The organism is Pseudomonas sp. D4-21, assembly GCF_051132125.1.
Taxonomy (GTDB): domain Bacteria; phylum Pseudomonadota; class Gammaproteobacteria; order Pseudomonadales; family Pseudomonadaceae; genus Aquipseudomonas.
In genome coordinates, this window is sequence record NZ_CP071664.1 from 35,979 (window position 1) to 58,253 (window position 22,275).

Sequence of the window (22,275 nt, forward strand, 5' to 3'; positions counted from 1 at the left end):
ATGTTCCGTCAGGTTACTTATGAGCAACCCGCGTCGCCATGAAAGTCGTGAACCCACCCAAGTCCAACGGTTGTTTCGTCGTTGGGTTCGCGAATGGTTGTGGATAAGTCTTCTCCTGTTGCCAACGACCGCGTTGATGTCGTATTGCGTGCATTCGGATCGCGATGGGACGGTCGCCGCCTTGCTATCAACATGTCTGGTGGGCTGCGTCCTGGGTTCGCTGCTGTTGCGCCCGCGCTTTGCCCTGGGAACGACATTGGCAGGCATGGCAGCGGCCCTACTCGTAAGCCTGTTGCTAGACGCGCAGGGTAGGTCGTGGTCGCCGGCACCCAGCCTGCTGGGCATGCTCGGCGGTTATCTGATCTGGAACTGGCGGCGCTTGAGCGTGGTGCTGGCTTATTTTGGTTGGGAGTTGGCACGCCTGGATGCGGAGCCGAAGGTATTCCCGGAGCGTCGTCGCGCGTCCTATATCGGCAGTGATGGTCTACAAGGACAAGTCATGGCGTTGGAACAGGCCATGAATCGCACGCGGGACACGCGACGTTTTATTGCCGACGGCCTGGAGTATTTGCCGGTGGCGACGATGATCAGCGATCCGCAAGGCAACATACTGCTCGGCAATCGCAAGGCCCGTGAGTTGTTCGATCATGCCCTGGTGGGCGCGGATGTGCTGGAAGCACTGGCACGGCTGGGTTATCCCGCATTGGCGCACTCCCCTGCCCACCGATTGTCCACATTGCCGTTGGTAGAGTTTCGCGACATACGTGAACGCAGCCTGCGGCTGGAAAGAGCTGCGCTGCTGCCAGTTGATGGGGACGTCCCTATAGGTTGGCTGATGAGCCTGACGGACCTGAGCGCCGAGCGGGCGGCCGAAGAGCAGCGCAGTGTCATGCTCCGCTTCCTTTCCCATGACCTGCGCGCCCCCCACTCGGCCATCCTGGCGCTGCTCGATGTGCATCGGCATGACGCAGGGGCTGAAAACCCACTGTTCGACCAGATCGAGCGCCAGGTCCGTCGTGCCTTGGACCTGACTGACGGGTTCGTCCAATTGGCCAAGGCTGAATCAGACGCCTACCAGTTCCGGCCGACGCTGTTTGCAATGCTGGTCCTGGACGTCATCGACCAGGCATTACCCATCGCCCAGGCCAAGAACATCCATCTGCAATACCAACTGGATGATGACGAAGCGACAGTCAACGCCGATCAACCCCTGCTGACTCGCGCGCTCTTCAACTTGCTGGAAAACGCCATCAAATACAGCACGAGCGAAACCTGTATTTCACTGCATGTGCGATGTGCGGAGGGTTGGTTGACTTGCGATGTGGTTGACCAAGGCAAAGGCATCGATGCCGGGGAGCTGCCAGACCTGTTCATTCAGTATCGACGCTTTTCTTCAGCTCATGGCGTGGATGGCATTGGCCTGGGACTGTCAATGGTCAAGGCAGTCGTCGATCATCACGGCGGGGAGATTGAATGCCGTAGCGAAGTGGGGGAAGGGACAACCTTCAGCTTGCGATTTCCGCTGTTGAGCTAAAAATCGCAGCTTCGACGAACACCGAAGCTGCGTTTCAAGAGCGCTATAAAAACTTATGCACCTTTTCCGCTGTTTTATGTGCTTAAGAAATATGCTTTAAAAACAAGGCATTAGGAAATAAAAGCAACTAAATTCAGCGAAACGGTACACAGGTTATCCACAGTTCTCAGACAGCTAGCGTGTCCGGCGTTGCCGGTGCGGCGGGGGCTGATGGTAGCGAACCCAAATCCCTTTGCGTCTGTTCGTTCCAGGCCTGGACGCGGTCGTTGAGCTCAGCGATTGCCCGGGGGCCGCTGCCCTCTGCATACATCGGTGCGCCGATGACCACGGTGATGGTTCCAGGCGTTCTGATCCAGCCCGTCTTTGGCCAGAATTTTCCGGCATTGTGTGCAATCGGCAGCACCGGCAGGCCTGCATTTACAGCCAACGCCGAACCGCTGCGGGAGAACTTTCCGATCGTCCCATAGGGCACGCGGGTGCCTTCGGGAAAAATGAGGACCCAGACGTTGTCCTTCAGCAGCTCATCGCCTTTTTGCGCCACTTGCTTGAGCGCAACCTTGGGGTTGTCGCGATCAATCGCGATCGGGCGCAGCATCGCCATGGCCCAGCCGAAGAACGGTACGAACAGCAGCTCGCGCTTGAGGACCTGGCTCAATGGCTCGAAATAGGCCGAAAGAAAGAAGGTTTCCCAAGTGCTCTGATGGTTGGACTGGATGATGCAAGGCCGGTCGGGCACGTTCTCGGCACCCTTCACTTCGTAACGAATGCCCAGGAACACCTTGCTTAGCCAAAGTGCGCAGCGGCACCAGTAGACGTTGATGAAGCGGTAGCGCGTCCTGAACGACATGAACGGTGCGACAAAAAAACTCAGCGTGCACCACAACAAGGAACTGGTGCCCAGCAGCAGGTAAAAGAGGAAGCTTCTGATGGCCTGCAGTATCGACATAGCGGCGTTTACCATGCGGGCAATGCCCGCCGTTCAAGCGCTTCCCGAACAATCCTTGATCAGGATGTCAGGGAGCCCTAGTTGTGGATAAGTTCAGCGGCAATCGCCGCCAGGTCGTCAAATATCAAGGTGCCCACCGGTAGGGTCTTGCCCAGAGTCTTCTCGCCTTTCCCGGTCTTTACTAAAACTGGCTGACAATCGACGGCCTTGGCCGCCTCCAGGTCACCGAGGCTGTCGCCAACGAACCATACGCCCGCCAGCGCAACGTCATAATGCGTGGCGATGGTTTTCAACATGCCGGGCTTGGGCTTGCGGCAATCGCAGCCCTCGTCCGGCCCGTGCGGACAATAAACGATCAGGCCGATTTCACCGCCCTGCTCGGCCACCAGCTCGCGCAAGCGCTCGTGCATGGCGTCCAGGACGGTTAGCTCGTAGTAACCGCGGGCAATGCCCGACTGGTTGGTGGCCACCGCCACCGTCCAGCCGGCCTTGCTCAACTGCGCAATGGCCTCGATGGAACCGGGGATCGGCAACCATTCCTCCACCGATTTGATGTAAGCATCGGAATCGTGATTGATCACGCCGTCCCGATCGAGAATCAGCAGTTTCAAGGCTTACCCCAGCAGCGAAATATCGGCAACACCAAGGAACAACCCGCGCAGACGCGCCAGCAGTGCATAGCGGTTGGCCCGTACGTTGGCGTCTTCAGCGTTGACCATTACCGCCTCAAAAAACGCATCCACCGGTTCGCGCAACGCTGCCAGGCGTGCCAGGGTTTCGCTGTACTGGCGCGCCGCCGCCATCGGTTGGACCGCCTGGTCTGCCTGCTGGATCGCCGAATACAGGGAAAACTCGTTGGCGTTGTCGAAGTACTTGGCCTCGACGGTGGCCGCGATATTGCCTTCGGCTTTGCCCAGCAGGTTCGATACACGCTTGTTCACCGCCGCCAGCGCAGCGGCTTCCGGCAGTTTGCGGAACGCCTGCACCGCCTGTACGCGTTGGTCGAAATCCAGGGCGGAGCCCGGCTTCAGGGCGCGCACCGACAGGTAGGTCGCGACGTCGACGCCTTCGTCTTCATAACGCGCACGCAGGCGGTCGAAGATGAATTCAAGCACCGCATCGGCCAGGCCGGCAGCCTTGACCTTGCTGCCGAACGCATTCACGGCGAAGGCCACGGCGTCGTTCAGGTCCAGGTCCAGCTGCTTGTCGATCAGGATGCGCAACACGCCCAGCGCCGCGCGACGCAGCGCGTACGGGTCCTTGCTGCCAGTGGGCAGCATGCCGATACCGAAGATCCCGACCAGGGTGTCGAGCTTGTCGGCGATCGCCACGGCCGCACCGGTCAAGGTGGTTGGCAACTCAGCGCCGGCACCGCGCGGCATGTACTGCTCGTTCAGGGCCAGTGCCACGTCTTGCGGCTCGCCATCGTTGAGGGCGTAGTAATAACCGGCGATGCCCTGCATCTCCGGAAACTCACCAACCATCTCGGTGGACAGGTCGCACTTGGAAAGAATGCCGGCACGGGCTGCGCGCTGGGCGTCACCGCCGATGCGTGGGGCAATGAATGCCGCCAGCCTGGAGACACGCTCGGCCTTGTCGTAGACGCTGCCGAGCTTTTCCTGGAAAACCACGTTCTGCAAACGCTGGTTGAAGCTTTCCAGGGATTGTTTCTTGTCTTGCTTGAAGAAGAACTCAGCGTCTGTCAGGCGCGGGCGAACCACTTTCTCGTTACCGGCGATGATCTGCTGCGGGTCCTTGCTTTCGATGTTGGCCACGGTGATGAAGCGAGGCAGCAGCTTGCCCTCCGCGTCCAGCAGGCAGAAGTACTTCTGGTTGTCCTGCATGGTGGTGATCAGTGCTTCCTGCGGCACTTCAAGGAAGCGTTCCTCGAACGAGCACACCAGCGGCACCGGCCATTCCACCAGCGCGGTCACTTCGTCCAGCAGGTTGGTCGGCACGATGGCCGTGCCTTCCTGGCTGGTCGCCAGCTCTTCGGTGCGCTTGCTGATCAGCTCGCGGCGCTCGTTGGCGTCGGCCAGCACATAGGCGGCGCGCAGGTCGGCCAGGTAGTGGGCCGGCGACGTGATGCGTACGCTGTGCGGATGATGGAAACGGTGACCACGGGAATCGCGACCGGCCTTCTGCGCCAGGATCGTGCAATCGATGACCTCGTCGCCGAGCAGCATCACCAGCCATTGGGTCGGACGCACGAACTCTTCCTTGCGCGCGGCCCAGCGCATGCGCTTGGGAATCGGCAGGTCGTTCAGGGAATCTTCGACAATGGTCGGCAACAAGCTGGCGGTCGGCTTGCCCTTGATGCTCTGGCTGTAGCGCAGCTTCGGACCGCTCTGGTCGATCTCGCTCAGGTCCACGCCGCACTTCTTGGCGAAGCCCAAGGCGGCCTGGGTCGGGTTGCCGTCGGCATCGAACGCGGCCTGGCGTGGCGGGCCGTCGAGGTTGATGCTGCGGTCCGGCTGCTGGGTTTCCAGGGCGGTGATCAGCACGGCCAGGCGGCGCGGCGCGGCATAGACGTGCTTGGTTTCGAAGTTCAGGCCAGCGGCTTGCAGGCCTTTTTCGATGCCGGCCAGGAACGCATCGGCCAGGGTGTTCAGGGCTTTGGGTGGCAATTCTTCGGTGCCCAGTTCAACCAGAAAATCTTGAGCACTCATTGTGCAGCCTCCAGCTTAGCCAACACTTCATCACGCAGGTCCGGGGTCGCCATTGGGAAGCCCAGCTTGGCACGGGCCAACAGGTAGGCTTGCGCAACGGAACGCGCCAGGGTGCGTACACGCAGGATGTATTGCTGGCGCGCGGTCACGGAAATCGCCCGGCGCGCATCCAGCAGGTTGAAGGTATGGGATGCCTTCAACACCATTTCATAGCTCGGCAGCGGCAGCGGCTGGTCCAGTTCGATCAGGCGCTTGGCTTCGCTTTCGTAGAAATCGAAAAGTTCGAACAGCTTGTCGACATTGGCGTGTTCGAAGTTATAGGTCGACTGCTCCACTTCGTTCTGGTGGAACACGTCGCCATAGGTCACTTTGCCGAACGGGCCGTCGGCCCACACCAGGTCATAGACCGAATCCACGCCCTGCAGGTACATGGCCAGGCGCTCGAGACCATAGGTGATCTCGCCGGTGACCGGGTAGCACTCGATACCGCCCGCCTGCTGGAAGTAGGTGAACTGGGTCACTTCCATGCCGTTGAGCCAGACTTCCCAGCCCAGGCCCCAGGCGCCCAGGGTTGGCGATTCCCAGTTGTCTTCGACGAAACGAATGTCGTGCACCAACGGGTCGAGGCCCACGTGCTTGAGGGAGCCCAGGTACAGTTCCTGGAAGTTCTCCGGGTTCGGCTTCAGGACCACCTGGAACTGGTAGTAATGCTGCAGGCGGTTCGGGTTTTCGCCGTAGCGGCCGTCAGTCGGGCGGCGGCTGGGCTGCACATAAGCGGCGTTCCAGGTTTCCGGGCCGATGGCACGCAGAAACGTGGCAGTGTGGAAAGTGCCGGCGCCTACTTCCATATCGTAGGGCTGAAGTACCACGCAACCTTGCTCGGCCCAGTATTGCTGGAGGGCGAGGATCAAGTCTTGGAAGGTACGCACGGCTGGCGTAGGCTGGCTCACGAAATTCACCTGTTTCTTGGGCTGCGATTTAAAGAGCGGGAGTATACCCGATTCGTTCGTGCGCACGCCCCCTGGAGCCTTATGCCACGCTGCTTTTGGTGTTCCGAAGATCCGTTGTACATGGCTTATCACGATCAAGAGTGGGGCACGCCGCTGCGTGATGCGCAGGGTCTGTTCGAGTTGCTTTTGCTCGAAGGGTTCCAGGCAGGGCTGTCCTGGATCACTGTTTTGCGCAAACGCGAGCGCTACCGGCAAGTGTTGTACGGCTTCGATGTGCAACGGGTGGCGCAGATGAGCGACGCGGAAATCGATGAACTGATGCTCGACCCCGGCATCATCCGCAACCGTCTCAAGCTCAAGGCTGCACGCTGTAATGCCCAGGCCTGGCTGGCCCTGGAAGACCCGGTGGCATTCTTTTGGTCGTTCGTGGACGGCAAACCCATTGTCAACCATTTCAAGGACCGCACCGAAGTGCCAGCCATCACGCCTGAGGCGTTGGCGATGAGCAAAGGCCTGAAAAAACTCGGGTTCACCTTTGTCGGGCCGACTATTTGCTATGCGCTGATGCAGGCCTCGGGCATGGTCATGGACCACACCCAAGACTGCGACCGCTACGCCGAGTTGGTAAACGGCGGTTAGAATAGCCGGCTCGCAACACGGCCCATACATTCAGGAGTGACCTGTGGATAAGTTGAAAGGCGCCTTGCTGGTCGGCGCTCTGCGGTTGTTTGCGCTGCTGCCCTGGCGAGCGGTGCAGGCGGTGGGCTCGGCCATCGGCTGGCTCATGTGGAAATTTCCCAACCGTTCCCGCGATGTGGTGCGGATCAACCTCGCCAAATGCTTTCCCGAGATGGACCCCGCCGAGCGCGAACGCCTGGTGGGCCAGAGCCTCAAGGACATCGGCAAGTCTCTGACCGAAAGCGCCTGCGCCTGGATCTGGCCGGCCCAGCGCTCCATCGAACTGGTGCGCGAAGTCGAAGGCCTGGAGGTGCTGAAAGAAGCCCTGGCCTCGGGCAAGGGCGTGGTTGGCATCACCAGCCATCTGGGCAACTGGGAAGTGCTCAACCACTTCTATTGCAGCCAGTGCAAACCGATCATTTTCTACCGTCCGCCCAAGCTCAAGGCGGTGGACGAATTGCTGCAGAAGCAACGCGTGCAACTGGGCAACAAGGTCGCGGCGTCCACCAAGGAAGGCATCCTCAGCGTCATCAAGGAAGTGCGCAAGGGCGGCCAGGTGGGGATCCCCGCCGATCCGGAGCCGTCCGAATCCGCCGGCATCTTCGTGCCCTTCTTCGCCACCCAGGCCCTGACCAGCAAGTTCGTGCCGAACATGCTCGCTGGCGGTAAAGCAGTGGGCGTGTTCCTTCATGCCCTGCGCCTGCCGGACGGCTCCGGCTACAAAGTCATCCTCGAAGCCGCCCCCGACGCAATGTACAGCACCGACACCGAAACCTCCTGCGCCGCCATGAGCCAAGTGGTGGAACGCTACGTACGCGCCTACCCGAGCCAGTACATGTGGAGCATGAAACGCTTCAAGAAACGCCCGCCGGGCGAGGCGCGGTGGTACTGACGACCTGTTGCTTGGGTGGTGAATGCACGATCGTGAACACCCAACAACCCCTGTGGGAGCCAGGCTTGCTCGCGACAGCGTCATGACATCCGCCGCATGACCCATTGACGCCACCCACCTGTGGCGAGGGAGCTTGCTCCCGCTGGGCTGCGTAGCAGCCCTACTCAGCTTCCTGGGTGACCGAAGTTCCGACTTTATCGGTCTGGAGGGTTACGAGCTGGCGGTATGGTGGGCTTCCTGACGGCTGACTGATCACGAGGAGGCGCAAAGCCTCAATCGTGTCCATGATTAAACGCCTGTGGTATCGGAAACGCTGGGATTGCAAAGCCATCTCTAGTCCATTGGATGACCGTCCAGCCAGAACGATCGCACTTTCTATGGTTCATCAATCAAGGAGTCCCCTCATGAACATCGACTTCACCGGACGTCACGTCCTGGTCACCGGTTCCACCAGCGGTATCGGTTTCGCGACCGCCAAAGGCTTCCTGGAAGCCGGCGCCCATGTGGTCATCAACGGTCGCAGCGAGAGCAGCGTGGAGGATGCGTTGCAGCGCCTGGGCAATCTTGCTTCCAGGGCGACAGGTTTTGTTGGCGATCTCAGCAACGAAGCTGGCTGCCAAGCGCTGATCGCCAGGCATCCGAGCTTCGATATCGTCATCAACAACCTGGGCATTTTCAAACAGGAGGACTTCTTCGAGACGCCGGACAGCGAATGGCAGCGTTTCTTCGAAACCAACGTGATGTCCGGTGTGCGTGTTTCCAGGGCTTACGCACAGGGTATGGTCGAGCGCGGTTGGGGACGGATCGTGTTTGTCTCGTCGGAGTCGGGCGTGAACATTCCCGCCGACATGATCCACTACGGCTTCACCAAGACCGCCCAGCTTTCAATTGCTCGCGGCCTGGCCAAACGCCTCGCCGGCACGGGCGTGACGGTGAACTCGGTGTTGCCTGGGCCGACACTGTCCGAAGGCGTTGCCCAAATGCTCCAGGCAGACGTCGAGCGCAGCGGGGAAAGCCTGGAAAAGGTCGCGGCAGACTTCGTCAACGAGCATCGCAGCACCTCGATCATCCAGCGCGCGGCGCGCGTCGAGGAAGTCGCCAACATGATCATCTACGCTAGCTCGGAACAGGCCTCGGCTACCACCGGCGCGGCGTTGCGTGTGGATGGTGGCGTGGTGGATAGCATCGTTTAGGCTGCTCTGACACATTGCAAAAATGCCGCTTTCTCGTGAGAGATAAGCGGCGTTTCTGTTTTGGAAGTACATAGGTGGATTCGACCGTTTTTTAACGATGAACGGGTAGTTCAGCCCACTCTGTTTTCGATCAGTCGATCCGAACCACCTTCGGCTACGCGATTTTCGATCAGCCGATCCGAGCCGCCTTCAGCGACCCGGCTTTCGATCAGCCGATCCGACCCCCCCTCAGCGAACGTGGGTTGAACAAAGGGAGTCGCGAACGCATTGCCGAGGGACAGAGCCAGAAGCGAGCCAACGAGTATTTTGCTAAGAGTGTTCATGTCCAGATCCTTTTATTCGTGGAAGAAGTGAGTTAGACGGTGATGTGCAAACGAACGTCGACGTTGCCGCGTGTCGCGTTGGAGTACGGGCAAACCTGGTGAGCCGCATCGACCAGCGCTTGAGCATCGGCTTGATCCAGGCCTGGCAGGCTGATGTGCAGGTCGATGTCCAGGCCGAAACCACCAGGGATCTGGCCAATGCCGACATGGGCCGTGATCGAAGCGTCAGCCGGAATGCTGCGTTTGCTTTGGCTGGCGACAAATTTCAGCGCGCCGATGAAGCAGGCCGAGTAACCCGCTGCGAACAATTGCTCGGGGTTGGTAGCTTCCCCTCCGGCGCCGCCCAAGGCTTTTGGAGTGGCCAGTTTCACGTCGAGGATTTTGTCGCTGGAAACAGCACGGCCATCACGGCCACCGGTGGAGGTTGCGACTGCGGTGTAAAGAACGTTCATGGTGTTTCCTCATTTGCTGATTGATTGGATCGATTTTTGTTTGCGCCAAATGTTTGCGCGCTAACCAGTGGCGTTAAAGTTAATGCATGAATAATTAGCGCGCAAGGTAAATTTCACAATATTTTCCTGCTTTTGGTTAACCCGTTGATATCTAGGAATATTTATTTTCAGCCGTCACAGTCGCGTCAGCACGTGCGCGCCGTGAGGGAATCGGAGAAAGGAGCCATTGGGGAAAGTCAAAAGGGCCAGCGCAATTGCAGGCCTTCGAAGAGAGGAACATCACAAGCCAATGATGGATTCTTGATCATGCCCCGTAGAGCATGGACATCATCAAATTCCGACTGGTGATGCAAGGCCAATCCGGCTAAGCAACAGCCACTCGATTACGCCCCAGCGCTTTTGCCCGATACAGGGCCTTATCCGCATCGTTCATCAAGCTATGGAGATCCTTATTGCAGGCCTCCATCGACGCGACGCCGAGGCTGGCTGATATGCCGTGAACAGGCTCGATCATCAAACCCGCAATGGCATCGATGAGCTGTTCTGCAATCTGGGTAGCGACCTCGATTGAAGTGTCTGGAAGCAGAATGGCGAACTCTTCCCCACCGAGCCGGCCATGTATATCCGTCGCCCGAAACGACGAACTGATCACCGTCCCCATCTCGCGTAAAACCTGATCCCCGACTTGGTGGCCGTAGGTGTCGTTGATGTGCTTGAAGTGATCCATATCCAGCATGACTGCGCACAACCCTAACCGGTTGCTCTTACATTCATCATAGAGCTGCTGGGCATGCTCAAAAAAAGCCCGCCGACTCTTCAGGCCGGTCAGTTCATCGGTTTGTGCGGCACGGGTGGAGATGCTGTTTGCCTGTTCCATCTCACGGGTGAGACGAAAGGCAATTTCCAGGGCTTGGGACATTTTGTGCGTGGCGCGAGCGGCAAATGCCGCGAACACCAAGATTGAAAGTGCCATGCCGACTTGAATCGGAGACGGTTGAAAGAGCAGCCAGACGGTGCACGGGAACAGCACCAGGCCAATGGAGGCCAGGGTCATATCGCGGTAAGCCGAATAGCAGGACACCGCACTGACAGACATGCCCACGGTAAACAGCATGACCAGTGCCTGGGACAACAGATCGTCCGCTGGCATCAGCATGAACGCACCACCGCCCCAGATGCTGGCGGATAGCACTAGCGTGACCCAGTACCTGCGCTCCCAGCGTTGTGGCGTACGCTCACTTTCGTCGCTGCGCAGATAGGCTATGAACATCGCGATACGCAACAGCGTCGATGCGGTCAGGATTAATAGCCACCAAGCGATAGTGCTGTGGTCAAACCGATCCCAACACAGCCAACTCAACATGATGGCAGCCAGGTAACTACCGAAAACCGCAGAAACAGACTGGCGAAACAGTTGCTGCAACCGATCTGTTCGAACCTGCTCGGCTATTACAAAATCCTGGCCATTGCGCAATCTTGGGCCATCCATTTGAACCACCTGATTATGACGCAGCGAAGAAGGCGATTGTGGCACCCTGCCATTAGCGCAAACAACTGAATTAAGCCCACAGCCCCAATTGCACCGAACTTAGTGGCGAGGATGCTTGCTTCCGCTGGGCCGCGACAGCGGCTCAACCTGCTAAAGAAAAAACCCGACGCTTCACGTCGGGTTTTTCGTGGCTACGACTGCAACCCGATGCGCTCAATGCTAGCGGATTACTCGACCTGCGACAGCTTCGCGTCGTCGCAACCGGCGGCACGGCATTCGCGCTCGATAGCCTTGAGTATGACGATACGCGCCTCAGTCTTCTCATTGGCACAGTCCAAGTAGAGCAGGCCATCGTTGGAACAGGCGTTGTCACGAGTCTTGATCCACTGGATCTGAGCGGCTTTCACTTTTTTCTTTTGATCCGGATTCAGCGCGCTCATCGTCTTCTTGTATTGATCATTGATGTCCTGATCTGACTGAACCATTTTCAGCGATGCGCAATAGGTTCTGTCATAGGCGTTTCTAGGATTATCGCAACTCATCGCAGACGCCGATGCCGATGCCGTTGCCAGCAATGCCCCAACCAACAAAGACTTGATCACTACTTCTCTCCCTGAATGCCCTCTATTGATTAGAGGTTGCGGCGCGAATTTATCATGAGGGTTTGTAAAACAATAAAAGTATTTGATTCAGCCATTTCTTTACCGAGCGGCAACCAGCTTGTTGTTTTAGCTCATTTATTCCAAGCATAAAAAAACGGGCCTGCATTGCCATGCAGCCCCGTTTTTTTGCCACCTGATCAGCTCAAAACGCCGGCAAAACCGCCCCTTTGTACTTCTCCAGAATGAATTTCTTCACTTCCGGCGTATGCAAAGCCGCCACCAGCTTCTTCATCGCCTCACTGTCCTTGTCGTCCGGACGGGCAACGAGGATGTTCACATAAGGCGAGTCGTTACCTTCAATCACCAACGCATCCTTGGAAGGATCAAGCTTGGCTTCCAACGCATAGTTGGTATTGATCAGAGCCAGATCCACCTGGGTCAGTACCCGCGGAATGGTCGCGGCTTCCAGCTCACGGAACTTCAGGTCCTTCGGGTTTTCAACGATGTCTTTGGTGGTCGACAGGATATTGTTCGAATCCTTCAACGTGATCACCCCAGCCTTCGCCAACAGCAACAGCGCACGGCCGCCGTTGGTGGCGTCGTTAGGAATCACCACGTTGGCGCCGCCTGGCAGTTCTTCCAGCTTTTTGTATTTGCTCGAATACGCGCCCAGTGGCTCCAGGTGCACACCCGCCACGCTCACCAAGTGCGTGCCCTTGGCTTTGTTGAACTCATCCAGGTACGGCTGGTGCTGGAAGAAGTTGGCGTCCAGGCGCTTTTCAGCCACCTGTACGTTCGGCTGGATGTAGTCGGTGAAGACCTTGACCTTGAGGTCCACGCCTTCGTTCGCCAGCGCCGGTTTGACGAATTCGAGGATTTCCGCATGGGGGACCGGCGTGGCCGCGACGGTCAGGGTATCGGCGTGGGCAGAGAACGCTGCGGCGGCAGCGAAGGCAACCAGTAGTTTTTTCATTCAGCTAACTCCTTTTTAGTGCCCGCTTGCGGCGCCTGCTCTCGACGCCGCCAGCGAATGGCCGGCTCATGGTTTTATTGGCGCGAGGCCTTATTTTCTAGAGAAATGCACAACCAGTTTGTCGCCCACGGTTTGCAGAACCTGAACCAGCACCAGCAGCAACACCACGGTGACGACCATGACATCGGTCTGGAAACGCTGGTAACCGAAGCGGATCGCCAGGTCGCCCAGACCACCGGCGCCGACCACACCGGCCATGGCCGTGTAGGACACCAGCGTAATGGCTGTCACCGTAATCGCTGCAAAAATGCCCGGGCGGGCTTCCGGCAGCAAGGCGTTGACGATGATCTGCCGCGTGGTGGCGCCCATGGCCTGGGTCGCTTCGATGATGCCGCGATCCACTTCGCGCAGTGCCGTTTCCACCAGGCGAGCGAAGAACGGGGTGGCGCCGACCACAAGCGGTGGGATCGCGCCGGCCACGCCCAGGGAGGTGCCGGTGATCAACACCGTGAACGGGATCATCACGATCAACAGGATGATGAATGGCAGCGAACGCAGGATGTTTACGACCAGCGACAGCAGCGCATAAACGCCGCGGGCTTCGAGCAACTGGCGCGGGCTGCACAGAAACAGCAACACGCCCAGGGGCAAGCCGAGCAGCACTGTGAACAGCAGCGAACCGAACAGCATCAGGAAGGTGTCGCCGGTGGCCAGCCAGATTTCCAGCCAGTCGATATTGGAGAAGAACGAACTCAACAGTTCCATTAGCGCAGCACCTCCATGTGGACATCGGCCGCGGTGAAGCGGGCGAACGCCGCCTCCATGTCACCGCCGGTGATGGCGAGGGTCAGTTGCCCGTAGGGGGTGTCTTTGATGCGGTCGATACGACCCGCCAGGATGCTGTAATCCACGCCGGTCTCCCGGGCGACGGTGCCGAGCAACGGCGCGTAGGTCGCATCGCCTTGGAACGTCAGACGCACGATGCGTCCTGGGACGTGGGCGAAATCGTCGCGCTGTTCGCTTTCGTCGATCTGCTCGTCTTCCTGGACGAAACGTTTGGTGGTCGGGTGCTTGGGGTGCAGGAACACGTCGGCCACCGGGCCTTGCTCGACGATTACGCCAGCGTCCATCACCGCCACTTGATCGCACACTCGGCGGATCACGTCCATTTCGTGGGTGATCAAAACGATAGTCAGCTTCAGCTCGCGGTTGATCTCCGCCAGCAGTTGCAGCACCGAGGCGGTGGTCTGCGGGTCAAGGGCACTGGTGGCTTCGTCGCAAAGCAGAATCTTGGGTTTGGTCGCCAGGGCACGGGCGATGCCGACGCGCTGCTTCTGGCCGCCGGACAATTGCGCCGGGTATTTGCGGGCATGGTCTGAAAGCCCTACCCGCGCCAGCAGCTCGGCGACGCGCCGGTCGATTTCGCTGCGGGACAATTCGCCTGCCAGCGTCAGCGGCAGCGCCACGTTGTCGGCGACAGTCTTGGATGCCAGCAGGTTGAAGTGCTGGAAGATCATCCCGACCTGTTGACGGAAACGGCGCAGGCCGCTGGCGTCCAGGGCGGTGACTTCTTCACCATCGACAATGATCTTGCCGCCCGTGGAATCTTCCAGGCGATTGATCAGGCGCAGCAGAGTACTTTTTCCTGCTCCGGAATGGCCGATGAGGCCGAAGACCTGACCGTTCTCGATTGTCAGGCTGGTCGGATGCAGGGCTGGGATATCCCTACCGGCAACCCGGTAGGTTTTATGGACGTTTTGAAACTCGATCACGTAGCGAACCTTGTGGGGCGCGTTGAAAAAGGATCAGCGGTAAGCCGGGCGCGCATTTTAGCCTGTCCTTATAGGAGGTCTTAGCATTTATTTGAGATTGAACCAGCGAATTGGCAATAAGGCGATCAAAGGACATTAAAAAGGAACACAGCGAAACGGTACTGGTCACTCATTAGGCAACTCAAAACATGCCCAGGTACCGTGCCTGGCGCATCGAACTCACGGGTCCTGGCCACGGCGGGGATCGCAACGAGGAGTCACGCCTGATGAGCACTAAAAAGCCTGCCGCCCCTAGCCAACTGGCCGGGACCGATACCTTGGATCGCACCAACACCAACGCCAAGCTCGAAAGCCTGGAGCAGTTTCGCTCCGATGCCACGGAACAGGCGCTGCGCACAAACCAGGGCGTAAAAATCGCCGATAACCAGAACACCCTGCGTGCCGGCGCCCGTGGGCCATCGTTGCTGGAAGATTTCATCATGCGTGAGAAAATCACGCACTTTGACCATGAGCGGATCCCGGAGCGCATCGTCCATGCCCGCGGGACCGGTGCCCATGGCTACTTTGAGGCCTATGAATCACATGCGGCCCTGACCAAGGCTGGTTTCCTGCAAGACCCCAATAAAAAAACGCCTGTGTTCGTGCGTTTTTCCACCGTGCAGGGTCCACGCGGTTCCGGTGACACCGTACGGGACGTGCGCGGTTTTGCCGTGAAATTTTTCACCGACGAGGGCAACTTCGACCTGGTGGGCAACAACATGCCGGTATTTTTCATCCAGGACGCGGTGAAATTTCCAGATTTTGTCCACGCGGTGAAACCCGAGCCCCATAACGAAATCCCCACCGGTGGCTCGGCCCACGACACCTTTTGGGATTTTGTCTCATTGGTTCCGGAATCTGCTCACATGGTGATATGGGCCATGTCCGACAGGGCGATTCCAAAGAGCCTGCGCACGATGCAGGGTTTTGGCGTGCACACCTTCCGTATGATCAACGCTGAAGGGCGCAGCAGCTTCGTCAAATTCCACTGGCGGCCCAAGGCGGGCACTTGTTCCCTGGTGTGGGACGAAGCCCAGAAGCTTGCAGGCAAGGACACCGATTATCACCGTCGCGATCTGTGGGAATCCATCGAGATGGGCGACTACCCCGAGTGGGAGTTCGGCGTTCAGATCGTTGCCGAGGAAGACGAGCATAAATTCGACTTCGACTTGCTCGACCCGACCAAGATCATCCCAGAAGAACTTGTGCCCATCACCCCGTTGGGCAAGATGGTATTGAACCGCAACCCGGACAACTTCTTCGCCGAGGTGGAGCAGATTGCGTTCTGCCCAGGACATATCGTGCCGGGCATCGACTTCACCAACGACCCATTGCTGCAAGGACGGCTGTTTTCATACACCGATACGCAGATCAGCCGACTCGGCGGCCCGAATTTTCATGAGCTGCCTATTAACCGCGCCATCACGCCCGTGCACAACGGCCAACGTGATGCGATGCACCGCACCACCATCGATAAAGGGCGCGCGTCCTACGAGCCGAACTCCATCGACGGTGGCTGGCCGAAGGAAACCCCGCCAGGTCCTCAAGATGGCGGTTTCGAAAGCTATCCGGAGCGTATCGACGCCCACAAGATCCGCCAGCGCAGCGATTCGTTCGGTGATCATTTCTCCCAGGCTCGGCTGTTCTACAAGAGCATGAGCGCCCACGAACAAGAGCACATTATCGCGGCCTATAGCTTCGAGCTGGGCAAGGTGGAGCGCGAGTTCATCAGGGCGAGGCAGGTAAACGAGATTCTCGCCAATATCGATCTGGAGTTGGCCGGGCGCGTTGCGAAAAACCTCGGCTTGCCGGCGCCCACCGCGTGTACGGTCGATGTTCCGACGCCTTCGTTGCAGCAGTCCCCGGCATTGAGCCAGGCGAACCTGCTGTCCGGCGACATCAAGACGCGCAAGATCGCGGTGTTGGTGGCGAATGGCGTCGACGGCGCGATCATCGATGCGCTCAAAAAGGCGCTGGAGGCAGAAGGCGCCCACGCGAAGATCCTTGGTCCGACGTCCGCTCCGGTGACGGCGGCCAACGGACAAACGCTGCCGGTGGATGCTTCGATGGAAGGCCTGCCGTCGATTGCCTTCGACGCGGTGTTTGTACCGGGTGGCGTGGAGTCGATCAAAGCCTTGAGTGCCGATGGGGTGGCGTTGCACTACCTGTTGGAAGCTTACAAACACCTCAAGGCCATTGCGCTGCATGGCGAAGCCCGGCAGTTGTTGGTGTTGTTGAAGCTAGAGGCGGATGCAGGGTTGATTCCGGATGCTGACGCGAGCAAGTTCCAGGCGTTTTTTGACGCGATTGCTCAACATCGGGTTTGGGTGCGGGAGGCTAAGGCCAAGGCGGTTCCGGCCTAAAGGAAATTGTTGTCCGCCGGGACGCTATCGCGAGCAAGCTCGCTCCCAGGGGGTTAGTAGTCGTTCACTAAACTCATGGGAAGCGAGCGTGCTACGGGCAGCGTTCCGACGAGGCTTTGTCAGGGCTTGCGCGGAGTTAGGACCAACTGCGCAGGCACGTTGCGCAAAATTTGCTTGCGCAGTTTCAGATCGAACCCAGGATCTAGCTTCTTGACTCGTTTGCTCAGCAATGTCGCCAACCAAGGGTAATCATCGGTGCGCGGCACCTGGATGCTGACATCACACTTGAAATTCACAGTATCTGCGGCGATGGCGTCCAGTTGATGACGCATTTGCCGAATATCACCTAGATTCAACGCGACTGTTGTGCTGGGTGCGCTCGGATCGATCATTTTGGCGACCGGCTTGGCTTCGGCGGCCTTGAGATCGGCCTCGGCTTTTTCCAGGTCGGCTTTACGCGCTTCGGCAATCGCGCTGTTGACTTCGCCGGTAAGCGCCGGCGCCTTTGGCATCAGGGCGCGAGCTCGGCTAAGGGCCGTGGCGGCGGCGTTTACATCGCCTTTCTGCAGATCGATCTGGCTACGGCGCAAGTACGCCTCGGCCAGTTGACGCTGGTAGGGCTCCAACGATGGGTCTTCCGGCGATTGAGCCTGCAACGTTGCCAATTGATCTTCGGCGGTAGCCAATTCATTGCCGGCCAGGCTCTGTTGCAGCTGCGCGAGGGCCGGACCCCGCGTATCAGGGGCTTGGGTGACCGGCGGCGTGCTCTGGCAAGCGCCCAGCAGGGAAAACGCGACAAGGAGCAGATAACGGGAGGCGAACGGCTTCATTCCTGCGACTCTCTATTTGCGCAAAAAGCGAGCAAGTCTACACCCCTCGACGGGGTAGGACAAAACTCAGCAGAAACAACGCCGCGGCGCTGACCACGATGGACGGGCCGGCCGGGGTGTCCTTGAACCATGAAAGTGCCAGCCCGCCACATACGGCGAGCATGCCCAGCAGGCTCGCGCCCAGGGCCATCTGCTCGGGCGAGCGAGCGTGACGCTGTGCCGCAGCCGCCGGAATGATCAGCAACGAAGTAATCAGCAACACACCGACGATCTTCATCGCCACCGCAATGACAACCGCGATCAACAGCATCAGCGCCAAACGCAGGCCCACCACGGGCAAACCTTCGACCCGCGCCAGCTCCTCATGGACCGTGACCGCCAGCAGCGGACGCCACAGCGCCACGAGCAACGCCAGTACCGCCGCGCTGCCGCCGAGGATCCAAGAGAGATCCGCCGGGCTTATCGCCAGCAGGTCACCGAACAGATAGGCCATCAGGTCGATACGGACGTCACGCATGAAGCTCAGCACCACCAACCCCAAGGACAGGGTGCTGGGCGCCAAGATGCCCAGCAACGTGTCGGACGCCAGCGGCTGGCGCTGTTGCAGGGTCACCAACACCACCGCCAGCAACAGGCAGCCGACGGTAACGGCCACTGCGGGACTGACGTCCAGCAGGAAACCCAGGGCCACGCCCAAGAGCGCCGCATGGGACAAGGTGTCGCCAAAATATGCCATGCGCCGCCAGACCACGAACGAGCCCAGTGGACCAGCCACGAGCGCGAGGGCCAAGCCTGCAAGCAGGGCATACAACAGAAAATCAGCCATGCTTGCAGCCGTCTCCATGAACATGATTGGAAGCAGAAGGGGCGCTGACCACCGAACCGTGCAGGTCATGGGCATGGTCATGGTGGTGGTGATAAATCGCCAGGCTCTGTGCGTTCTTTCCGAACAATTCGACGAATGCTGGATCACCGCTGACTTGTTCGGGGTGGCCGGAGCAGCAGACGTGGCGGTTGAGGCACACCACTTGGTCGGTGGTGCTCATGACCAAATGAAGATCGTGGGAGACCATTAACACGCCGCAACCATGGCGGTCGCGCAGGCGGGTGATCAAGCTGTATAGCTCGGCCTGTCCCGCGACATCGACGCCTTGCACGGGCTCGTCGAGCACCAATAACTCCGGCTCGCGCAGCAGGGCCCGGGCCAGCAATACACGCTGCATCTCGCCCCCGGAAACACTTTGCACCGGACTGTCGATCACTTGCTCGGCGCCGACTTCCTTCAGCGCCGCCAAGGCTCGCTCGCGATCGACGCCTGGCACCAGGCGCAGGAAGCGCAGGACCGAAAGCGGCAACGTCGGATCGACGTGGAGTTTTTGCGGCATGTAGCCGACGCGCAACTTGGGTTTGCGCCAGACGCTGCCGCTGTTTGGCTTGAGCAAACCCAGCACGGCGCGCACCAGGGTGGTCTTGCCGGCGCCGTTAGGGCCGATCAAGGTCACGATCTGCCCCGGTTCGACGCTTAAATGGATGTTGTCCAGCACGCTCTGCCCGGCGAACGTCACGGCCACCTGGTCGAGGCGGATCAACGCGTTGCTCATCAGGCCCCCTGGCAGCCGGAGCAGAGACCGACCACTTCGACGGTCTGGGTGTCGACCACGAAGCCGACCTCCCTGGCGCTGGCGATGATCGCGTCGCTGATGGACTTTTGTTCAAGCTCGATCGCCGCATGACATTCGCGACAGATCAGGAACTGGCCCTGGTGGGCGTGCTCCGGGTGGTTGCAGCCGACGAAGGCATTCAGCGACGAGATGCGATGCACCAAGCCGTTTTCCAGCAGGAAGTCCAACGCACGGTAGACGGTCGGCGGCGCGGCCCGTCGGCCGTCCTGCTCGCTGAGCACCGCGAGGATGTCATATGCACCCAGCGGCTTGTGGCTTTGCCAGACCAATTCCAGCACGCGCCGACGCAGGGCGGTCAGGCGCAACCCTTGGCGCGCGCAGATGGCGTCGGCCTCGGACAGTGCGCTGTGCACGCAGTGGGAGTGATCGTGGGGACGACTGGCAAGGGGTGTGATAGGCATGGGCAGCGACGAGTTTGGTGAGAGACGTTATTATGTTACCCGTTCTCGTCTCTCCGAGTGGTCATCGTGTCCCGAATTTTTTCGCTCTTTGTCGCTTTTGTCGCAAGTTTTCTGCTGATCGGCCCGGTCCAGGCGGACATCAAGGTACTCACCAGCATCAAGCCGCTGCAATTGATTGCCGCCGCGGTGCAGGACGGCGTGGCAGTTCCGCAGGTATTGCTACCGCCGGGGGCTTCGCCCCATCACTATGCGTTGCGGCCATCCGATGTACGCAAGGTGCAATCCGTGGATTTGCTCTACTGGATCGGCCCAGACATGGAAGGTTTCCTACCGCGTGTGCTGAATGGTCGTACCTTGCCTTCCATCGCGGTCCAGGACTTGCCGGGGCTCAAGTTGCGTCATTTCGCCGAGGACAGCGCGTCCCACGAGGATCATGACCATGATCAGGGCGATGACCACGATCACGACCACCGCCCCGGCACCGTGGATGCCCACCTGTGGCTTTCGCCGCATAATGCGCGGGTGATCGCCGCCAGGATGGCGGCTGACCTGAGCGCTGCGGATCCGGCGAACGCTGCCCGTTACCAAGGCAACCTCAAGGGCTTCAACCAGCGTCTCGATGCGTTGGATACACGCCTCAAGGCCCGCCTGGCCGGGGTCGCGGGCAAACCTTATTTTGTCTTCCACGAGGCGTTCGATTATTTCGAAGACACTTACGGCCTCAAGCACGCCGGTGTGTTCGCCGTGGCCGCCGAAGTGCAGCCCGGAGCCCAGCATGTGGCGGCGATGCGCACGCGCTTGCAAGCGGTAGGCAAGACCTGCGTCTTCAGCGAGCCGCCGTTGCGCCCGCGCCTGGCCGAAACCCTGGTGGCCGGGTTGCCGGTGAAACTGGCGGAGCTGGACGCACTGGGCGGCTACACCCCTGCGACGGCGCAAGGATATGAGCAGCTGTTGGAAAAGTTGGGCAATGATCTGGCGGGGTGTCTGGAGTCGTTGTAACCCCACTGCTCTTGTGGCGAGGGAGCTTGCTCCCGCTGGGCGCGCGAAGCGGCCCTAAAAATCTTGCGGTCGCTGCGCAACCGAGCGGGAGCAAGCTCCCTCGCCACAAAAGCCTTCGCGCCGGCCTGCTGTTATAGGGCGAACGGCAACAACGCATGAACCGTCTGCCGCTGCGCCAAGCGCTGCTGGAACTCCATGGGATCGTGAATCAACACATCCTGCCCGGCAAACGATTCGGCGGCGATCAACCGCGACAACCAGAACCGCACGCACGCCACGCGCAGCATGGTCGGCCACAGCTGCGCCTCGGCGGCGGTGAACGGCCGTAGCGCGGCGTAGGCCCCCAGCAGTGCTCTTGCCCGGGGACCGTCGAGCACGCCGTCATCGTCCGAACACCAGTCATTCAAGGCGATGGCGACGTCATAAAGCATCGGCCCGGAGCAGGCGTTGTAGAAATCGATCAATCCGGTCAGGTGCGTGCCTTCGAACATCGCGTTGTCGCGGAACAGGTCCGCGTGGATGTTGGCGCGAGGCAGCGCGAGGATGCCGACCTTTTGCAGCGAGATCTCGTCCAGCGCTGTTTCCAGCAGCCGACGGGCTTCGGCATCGAGGCGCGACAACAGCTTGGCACCCTCCTCCTGCATCCAGTCGAGGCCGCGATCGGTCTTGCGCTTGATCATTTTGTCGCGTGTCGCCAGGTGTAGGTGTGCGAGCAATTCGCCGACTTGCGCGCAGTGCTGCGAATTGGCCTGCTTGATGTGCTTGCCGGCCAGGCGCGGTTGCAGCAGTGCCGGTTTGCCGGCCAGTTCACGCAACGCAATGCCGTCGGTGGTGCGCAGTGCGTAGGGCACCGGCAGGTTGGCGTCGTGCAGCACGTCCAGCAGCTCGATGAAGAACGGCATTTCCTGCACCGGGCCGCGCTCGACCAGGGTCAGGACGAATTCGCCCCGCTCAAGGCTGATGAAAAAATTGGTGTTTTCGCTGCCAGCGGCGATCCCCTGGAAGTCAAGCAGGCGGCCGAGCCCGTAAGGGGCGAGAAAGGTTTCCAGCTCGGGCCGAGCCAGGGGCGTGAACACAGACATGGTTAAAACTGCCAGTACGGGCGCTCTTCAGCGAGCGCCGGTTGAAGTCGAGAGCGGCATTACCACTCAAAGATTTTCCACGAAGGGATCAGCATATCCGGCTGGTCCGAGCGGATGAAATTTGCATCGGTGCCGTCGGCGCGTACCAGGAAATAAGGCTTGCCGTTCTTGGGCGTGACCTTGATCGCGTACAAAAAGCCGTTTTGCCGATATTCCTGGATGGTTTTATCGCCTTCGGTGCGGATGGTGACATCCGGGTCCGCCGAGGGTGCGTCATCCGCCGCCATGACGGCTATCGGGGTGAATGCAAACAAACCAGCGAGTAACAGGCGATTTAGTGTACGCATGATAACCTTGTCCCTTTGTCGTCAACGGTCCCGCTATTCTAGCCCCGGACCCGCCGAAA

23 protein-coding genes are annotated in these 22,275 nt (G+C 59.5%); 6 read left to right on the forward strand and 17 right to left on the reverse strand.

The features are described 5' to 3' along the window. Window positions 1-19: 19 nt before the first annotated feature. Window positions 20-1,534, forward strand: a complete 1,515-nt coding sequence (locus J3Q04_RS00175; protein ID WP_434608685.1) for an ATP-binding protein — start codon at window positions 20-22, stop codon at window positions 1,532-1,534. A gap of 166 nt (window positions 1,535-1,700) precedes the next feature. Here the strand turns inward: J3Q04_RS00175 and J3Q04_RS00180 are convergent, their stop codons facing one another. From J3Q04_RS00180 to glyQ, 4 genes are all read right to left on the reverse strand, one after another. After that, window positions 1,701-2,480 carry a lysophospholipid acyltransferase family protein gene (locus J3Q04_RS00180; protein ID WP_434608682.1) on the reverse strand — a complete coding sequence of 260 codons (780 nt, stop codon included), beginning with the start codon at window positions 2,478-2,480 and terminating at the stop codon, window positions 1,701-1,703. A gap of 77 nt (window positions 2,481-2,557) precedes the next feature. After that, on the reverse strand, window positions 2,558-3,091 hold the full coding sequence (gmhB, locus tag J3Q04_RS00185; RefSeq protein WP_420766042.1) for a D-glycero-beta-D-manno-heptose 1,7-bisphosphate 7-phosphatase: 534 nt from the start codon (window positions 3,089-3,091) through the stop codon (window positions 2,558-2,560). A gap of 3 nt (window positions 3,092-3,094) precedes the next feature. Beyond that, window positions 3,095-5,149, reverse strand: a complete 2,055-nt coding sequence (gene glyS, locus J3Q04_RS00190; RefSeq protein ID WP_434608680.1) for a glycine--tRNA ligase subunit beta — start codon at window positions 5,147-5,149, stop codon at window positions 3,095-3,097. Beyond that, a complete protein-coding gene (glyQ, locus tag J3Q04_RS00195; RefSeq protein ID WP_022641565.1) occupies window positions 5,146-6,099 on the reverse strand; it encodes a glycine--tRNA ligase subunit alpha in 954 nt (317 codons plus the stop codon). The genes glyS and glyQ overlap by 4 nt, the downstream gene beginning before the upstream one ends. 81 nt (window positions 6,100-6,180) lie before the next feature. Between glyQ and tag the strand changes: the two genes are divergently transcribed. From tag to J3Q04_RS00210, 3 genes are all read left to right on the forward strand, one after another. After that, the gene (gene tag / locus J3Q04_RS00200) at window positions 6,181-6,738 is read left to right on the forward strand and encodes a DNA-3-methyladenine glycosylase I (protein ID WP_434608678.1); all 558 of its coding nucleotides are present in this window, start codon (window positions 6,181-6,183) and stop codon (window positions 6,736-6,738) included. Between the two features lie 43 nt (window positions 6,739-6,781). Further along, window positions 6,782-7,669 carry a lysophospholipid acyltransferase gene (locus tag J3Q04_RS00205; protein ID WP_207963584.1) on the forward strand — a complete coding sequence of 296 codons (888 nt, stop codon included), beginning with the start codon at window positions 6,782-6,784 and terminating at the stop codon, window positions 7,667-7,669. Window positions 7,670-8,073: 404 nt separating this feature from the next. Next, window positions 8,074-8,862, forward strand: coding sequence for an SDR family NAD(P)-dependent oxidoreductase (locus tag J3Q04_RS00210; protein WP_434608676.1), 789 nt, complete (start codon window positions 8,074-8,076; stop codon window positions 8,860-8,862). A 110-nt stretch (window positions 8,863-8,972) separates the two neighbouring features. On the opposite strand, the gene J3Q04_RS00215 is transcribed toward J3Q04_RS00210, so the two are convergent. The 7 genes from J3Q04_RS00215 to J3Q04_RS00245 form a co-directional block, all read right to left on the reverse strand. Then, window positions 8,973-9,185, reverse strand: coding sequence for a hypothetical protein (locus tag J3Q04_RS00215; protein WP_434608674.1), 213 nt, complete (start codon window positions 9,183-9,185; stop codon window positions 8,973-8,975). Between the two features lie 32 nt (window positions 9,186-9,217). Beyond that, window positions 9,218-9,637, reverse strand: a complete 420-nt coding sequence (locus J3Q04_RS00220; protein ID WP_434608672.1) for an organic hydroperoxide resistance protein — start codon at window positions 9,635-9,637, stop codon at window positions 9,218-9,220. Between the two features lie 364 nt (window positions 9,638-10,001). Then, window positions 10,002-11,126 (reverse strand): diguanylate cyclase, encoded by a 1,125-nt coding sequence (locus J3Q04_RS00225; RefSeq protein ID WP_434608670.1) that lies wholly within the window; start codon window positions 11,124-11,126, stop codon window positions 10,002-10,004. A 227-nt stretch (window positions 11,127-11,353) separates the two neighbouring features. After that, complete coding sequence (locus J3Q04_RS00230; protein WP_434561468.1) at window positions 11,354-11,728, reverse strand: lysozyme inhibitor LprI family protein; 375 nt, start codon at window positions 11,726-11,728, stop codon at window positions 11,354-11,356. Between the two features lie 202 nt (window positions 11,729-11,930). Further along, window positions 11,931-12,701 (reverse strand): MetQ/NlpA family ABC transporter substrate-binding protein, encoded by a 771-nt coding sequence (locus J3Q04_RS00235; RefSeq protein WP_434608667.1) that lies wholly within the window; start codon window positions 12,699-12,701, stop codon window positions 11,931-11,933. A 90-nt stretch (window positions 12,702-12,791) separates the two neighbouring features. After that, on the reverse strand, window positions 12,792-13,466 hold the full coding sequence (locus J3Q04_RS00240; RefSeq protein ID WP_420766034.1) for a methionine ABC transporter permease: 675 nt from the start codon (window positions 13,464-13,466) through the stop codon (window positions 12,792-12,794). Next, a complete protein-coding gene (locus tag J3Q04_RS00245; RefSeq protein ID WP_420766033.1) occupies window positions 13,466-14,473 on the reverse strand; it encodes a methionine ABC transporter ATP-binding protein in 1,008 nt (335 codons plus the stop codon). The genes J3Q04_RS00240 and J3Q04_RS00245 overlap by 1 nt, the downstream gene beginning before the upstream one ends. A 266-nt stretch (window positions 14,474-14,739) precedes the next feature. On the opposite strand from J3Q04_RS00245, the gene katE reads away from it, so the two are divergent. Further along, a complete protein-coding gene (gene katE / locus J3Q04_RS00250) occupies window positions 14,740-16,875 on the forward strand; it encodes a catalase HPII (protein ID WP_434608664.1) in 2,136 nt (711 codons plus the stop codon). Between the two features lie 119 nt (window positions 16,876-16,994). On the opposite strand, the gene J3Q04_RS00255 is transcribed toward katE, so the two are convergent. From J3Q04_RS00255 to zur, 4 genes are read right to left on the reverse strand one after another with little or no spacing between them, the layout of a single operon-like run. Then, on the reverse strand, window positions 16,995-17,705 hold the full coding sequence (locus tag J3Q04_RS00255; protein WP_420766030.1) for a PA5502 family lipoprotein: 711 nt from the start codon (window positions 17,703-17,705) through the stop codon (window positions 16,995-16,997). 37 nt (window positions 17,706-17,742) lie between these two features. After that, window positions 17,743-18,531 carry a zinc ABC transporter permease subunit ZnuB gene (znuB, locus tag J3Q04_RS00260; protein WP_420766029.1) on the reverse strand — a complete coding sequence of 263 codons (789 nt, stop codon included), beginning with the start codon at window positions 18,529-18,531 and terminating at the stop codon, window positions 17,743-17,745. After that, window positions 18,524-19,306 (reverse strand): zinc ABC transporter ATP-binding protein ZnuC, encoded by a 783-nt coding sequence (gene znuC / locus J3Q04_RS00265; protein WP_420766028.1) that lies wholly within the window; start codon window positions 19,304-19,306, stop codon window positions 18,524-18,526. Before znuC ends, znuB begins: the two co-directional genes overlap by 8 nt. Next, window positions 19,306-19,788 (reverse strand): zinc uptake transcriptional repressor Zur, encoded by a 483-nt coding sequence (zur, locus tag J3Q04_RS00270; protein WP_420766027.1) that lies wholly within the window; start codon window positions 19,786-19,788, stop codon window positions 19,306-19,308. The genes znuC and zur overlap by 1 nt, the downstream gene beginning before the upstream one ends. Before the next feature lie 66 nt (window positions 19,789-19,854). Between zur and znuA the strand changes: the two genes are divergently transcribed. Then, window positions 19,855-20,787 (forward strand): zinc ABC transporter substrate-binding protein ZnuA, encoded by a 933-nt coding sequence (gene znuA / locus J3Q04_RS00275; RefSeq protein WP_434561460.1) that lies wholly within the window; start codon window positions 19,855-19,857, stop codon window positions 20,785-20,787. Between the two features lie 131 nt (window positions 20,788-20,918). Here znuA and J3Q04_RS00280 read toward each other — a convergent pair whose 3' ends face one another. Together J3Q04_RS00280 and J3Q04_RS00285 are read right to left on the reverse strand one after the other, a co-directional pair. Next, window positions 20,919-21,869, reverse strand: coding sequence for a homoserine kinase (locus J3Q04_RS00280; RefSeq protein ID WP_420766025.1), 951 nt, complete (start codon window positions 21,867-21,869; stop codon window positions 20,919-20,921). Between the two features lie 59 nt (window positions 21,870-21,928). Further along, the gene (locus J3Q04_RS00285; RefSeq protein WP_030138994.1) at window positions 21,929-22,216 is read right to left on the reverse strand and encodes a DUF2782 domain-containing protein; all 288 of its coding nucleotides are present in this window, start codon (window positions 22,214-22,216) and stop codon (window positions 21,929-21,931) included. Window positions 22,217-22,275 lie beyond the last annotated feature (59 nt).

Excerpts from the sequence above, each read along its gene's own strand:
- J3Q04_RS00175 (WP_434608685.1), top strand. The coding sequence starts at position 20 with ATGAGCAACCCGCGTCGCCATGAAAGTCGTGAACCCACCCAAGTCCAA.
- J3Q04_RS00180 (WP_434608682.1), bottom strand. The coding sequence starts at position 2,480 with ATGTCGATACTGCAGGCCATCAGAAGCTTCCTCTTTTACCTGCTGCTG.
- glyS (WP_434608680.1), bottom strand. The coding sequence starts at position 5,149 with ATGAGTGCTCAAGATTTTCTGGTTGAACTGGGCACCGAAGAATTGCCA.
- tag (WP_434608678.1), top strand. The coding sequence starts at position 6,181 with ATGCCACGCTGCTTTTGGTGTTCCGAAGATCCGTTGTACATGGCTTAT.
- J3Q04_RS00210 (WP_434608676.1), top strand. The coding sequence starts at position 8,074 with ATGAACATCGACTTCACCGGACGTCACGTCCTGGTCACCGGTTCCACC.
- J3Q04_RS00215 (WP_434608674.1), bottom strand. The coding sequence starts at position 9,185 with ATGAACACTCTTAGCAAAATACTCGTTGGCTCGCTTCTGGCTCTGTCC.
- J3Q04_RS00220 (WP_434608672.1), bottom strand. The coding sequence starts at position 9,637 with ATGAACGTTCTTTACACCGCAGTCGCAACCTCCACCGGTGGCCGTGAT.
- J3Q04_RS00225 (WP_434608670.1), bottom strand. The coding sequence starts at position 11,126 with ATGGATGGCCCAAGATTGCGCAATGGCCAGGATTTTGTAATAGCCGAG.
- J3Q04_RS00235 (WP_434608667.1), bottom strand. The coding sequence starts at position 12,701 with ATGAAAAAACTACTGGTTGCCTTCGCTGCCGCCGCAGCGTTCTCTGCC.
- J3Q04_RS00240 (WP_420766034.1), bottom strand. The coding sequence starts at position 13,466 with ATGGAACTGTTGAGTTCGTTCTTCTCCAATATCGACTGGCTGGAAATC.
- katE (WP_434608664.1), top strand. The coding sequence starts at position 14,740 with ATGAGCACTAAAAAGCCTGCCGCCCCTAGCCAACTGGCCGGGACCGAT.
- J3Q04_RS00255 (WP_420766030.1), bottom strand. The coding sequence starts at position 17,705 with ATGAAGCCGTTCGCCTCCCGTTATCTGCTCCTTGTCGCGTTTTCCCTG.
- znuB (WP_420766029.1), bottom strand. The coding sequence starts at position 18,531 with ATGGCTGATTTTCTGTTGTATGCCCTGCTTGCAGGCTTGGCCCTCGCG.
- znuC (WP_420766028.1), bottom strand. The coding sequence starts at position 19,306 with ATGAGCAACGCGTTGATCCGCCTCGACCAGGTGGCCGTGACGTTCGCC.
- zur (WP_420766027.1), bottom strand. The coding sequence starts at position 19,788 with ATGCCTATCACACCCCTTGCCAGTCGTCCCCACGATCACTCCCACTGC.
- J3Q04_RS00280 (WP_420766025.1), bottom strand. The coding sequence starts at position 21,869 with ATGTCTGTGTTCACGCCCCTGGCTCGGCCCGAGCTGGAAACCTTTCTC.
- J3Q04_RS00285 (WP_030138994.1), bottom strand. The coding sequence starts at position 22,216 with ATGCGTACACTAAATCGCCTGTTACTCGCTGGTTTGTTTGCATTCACC.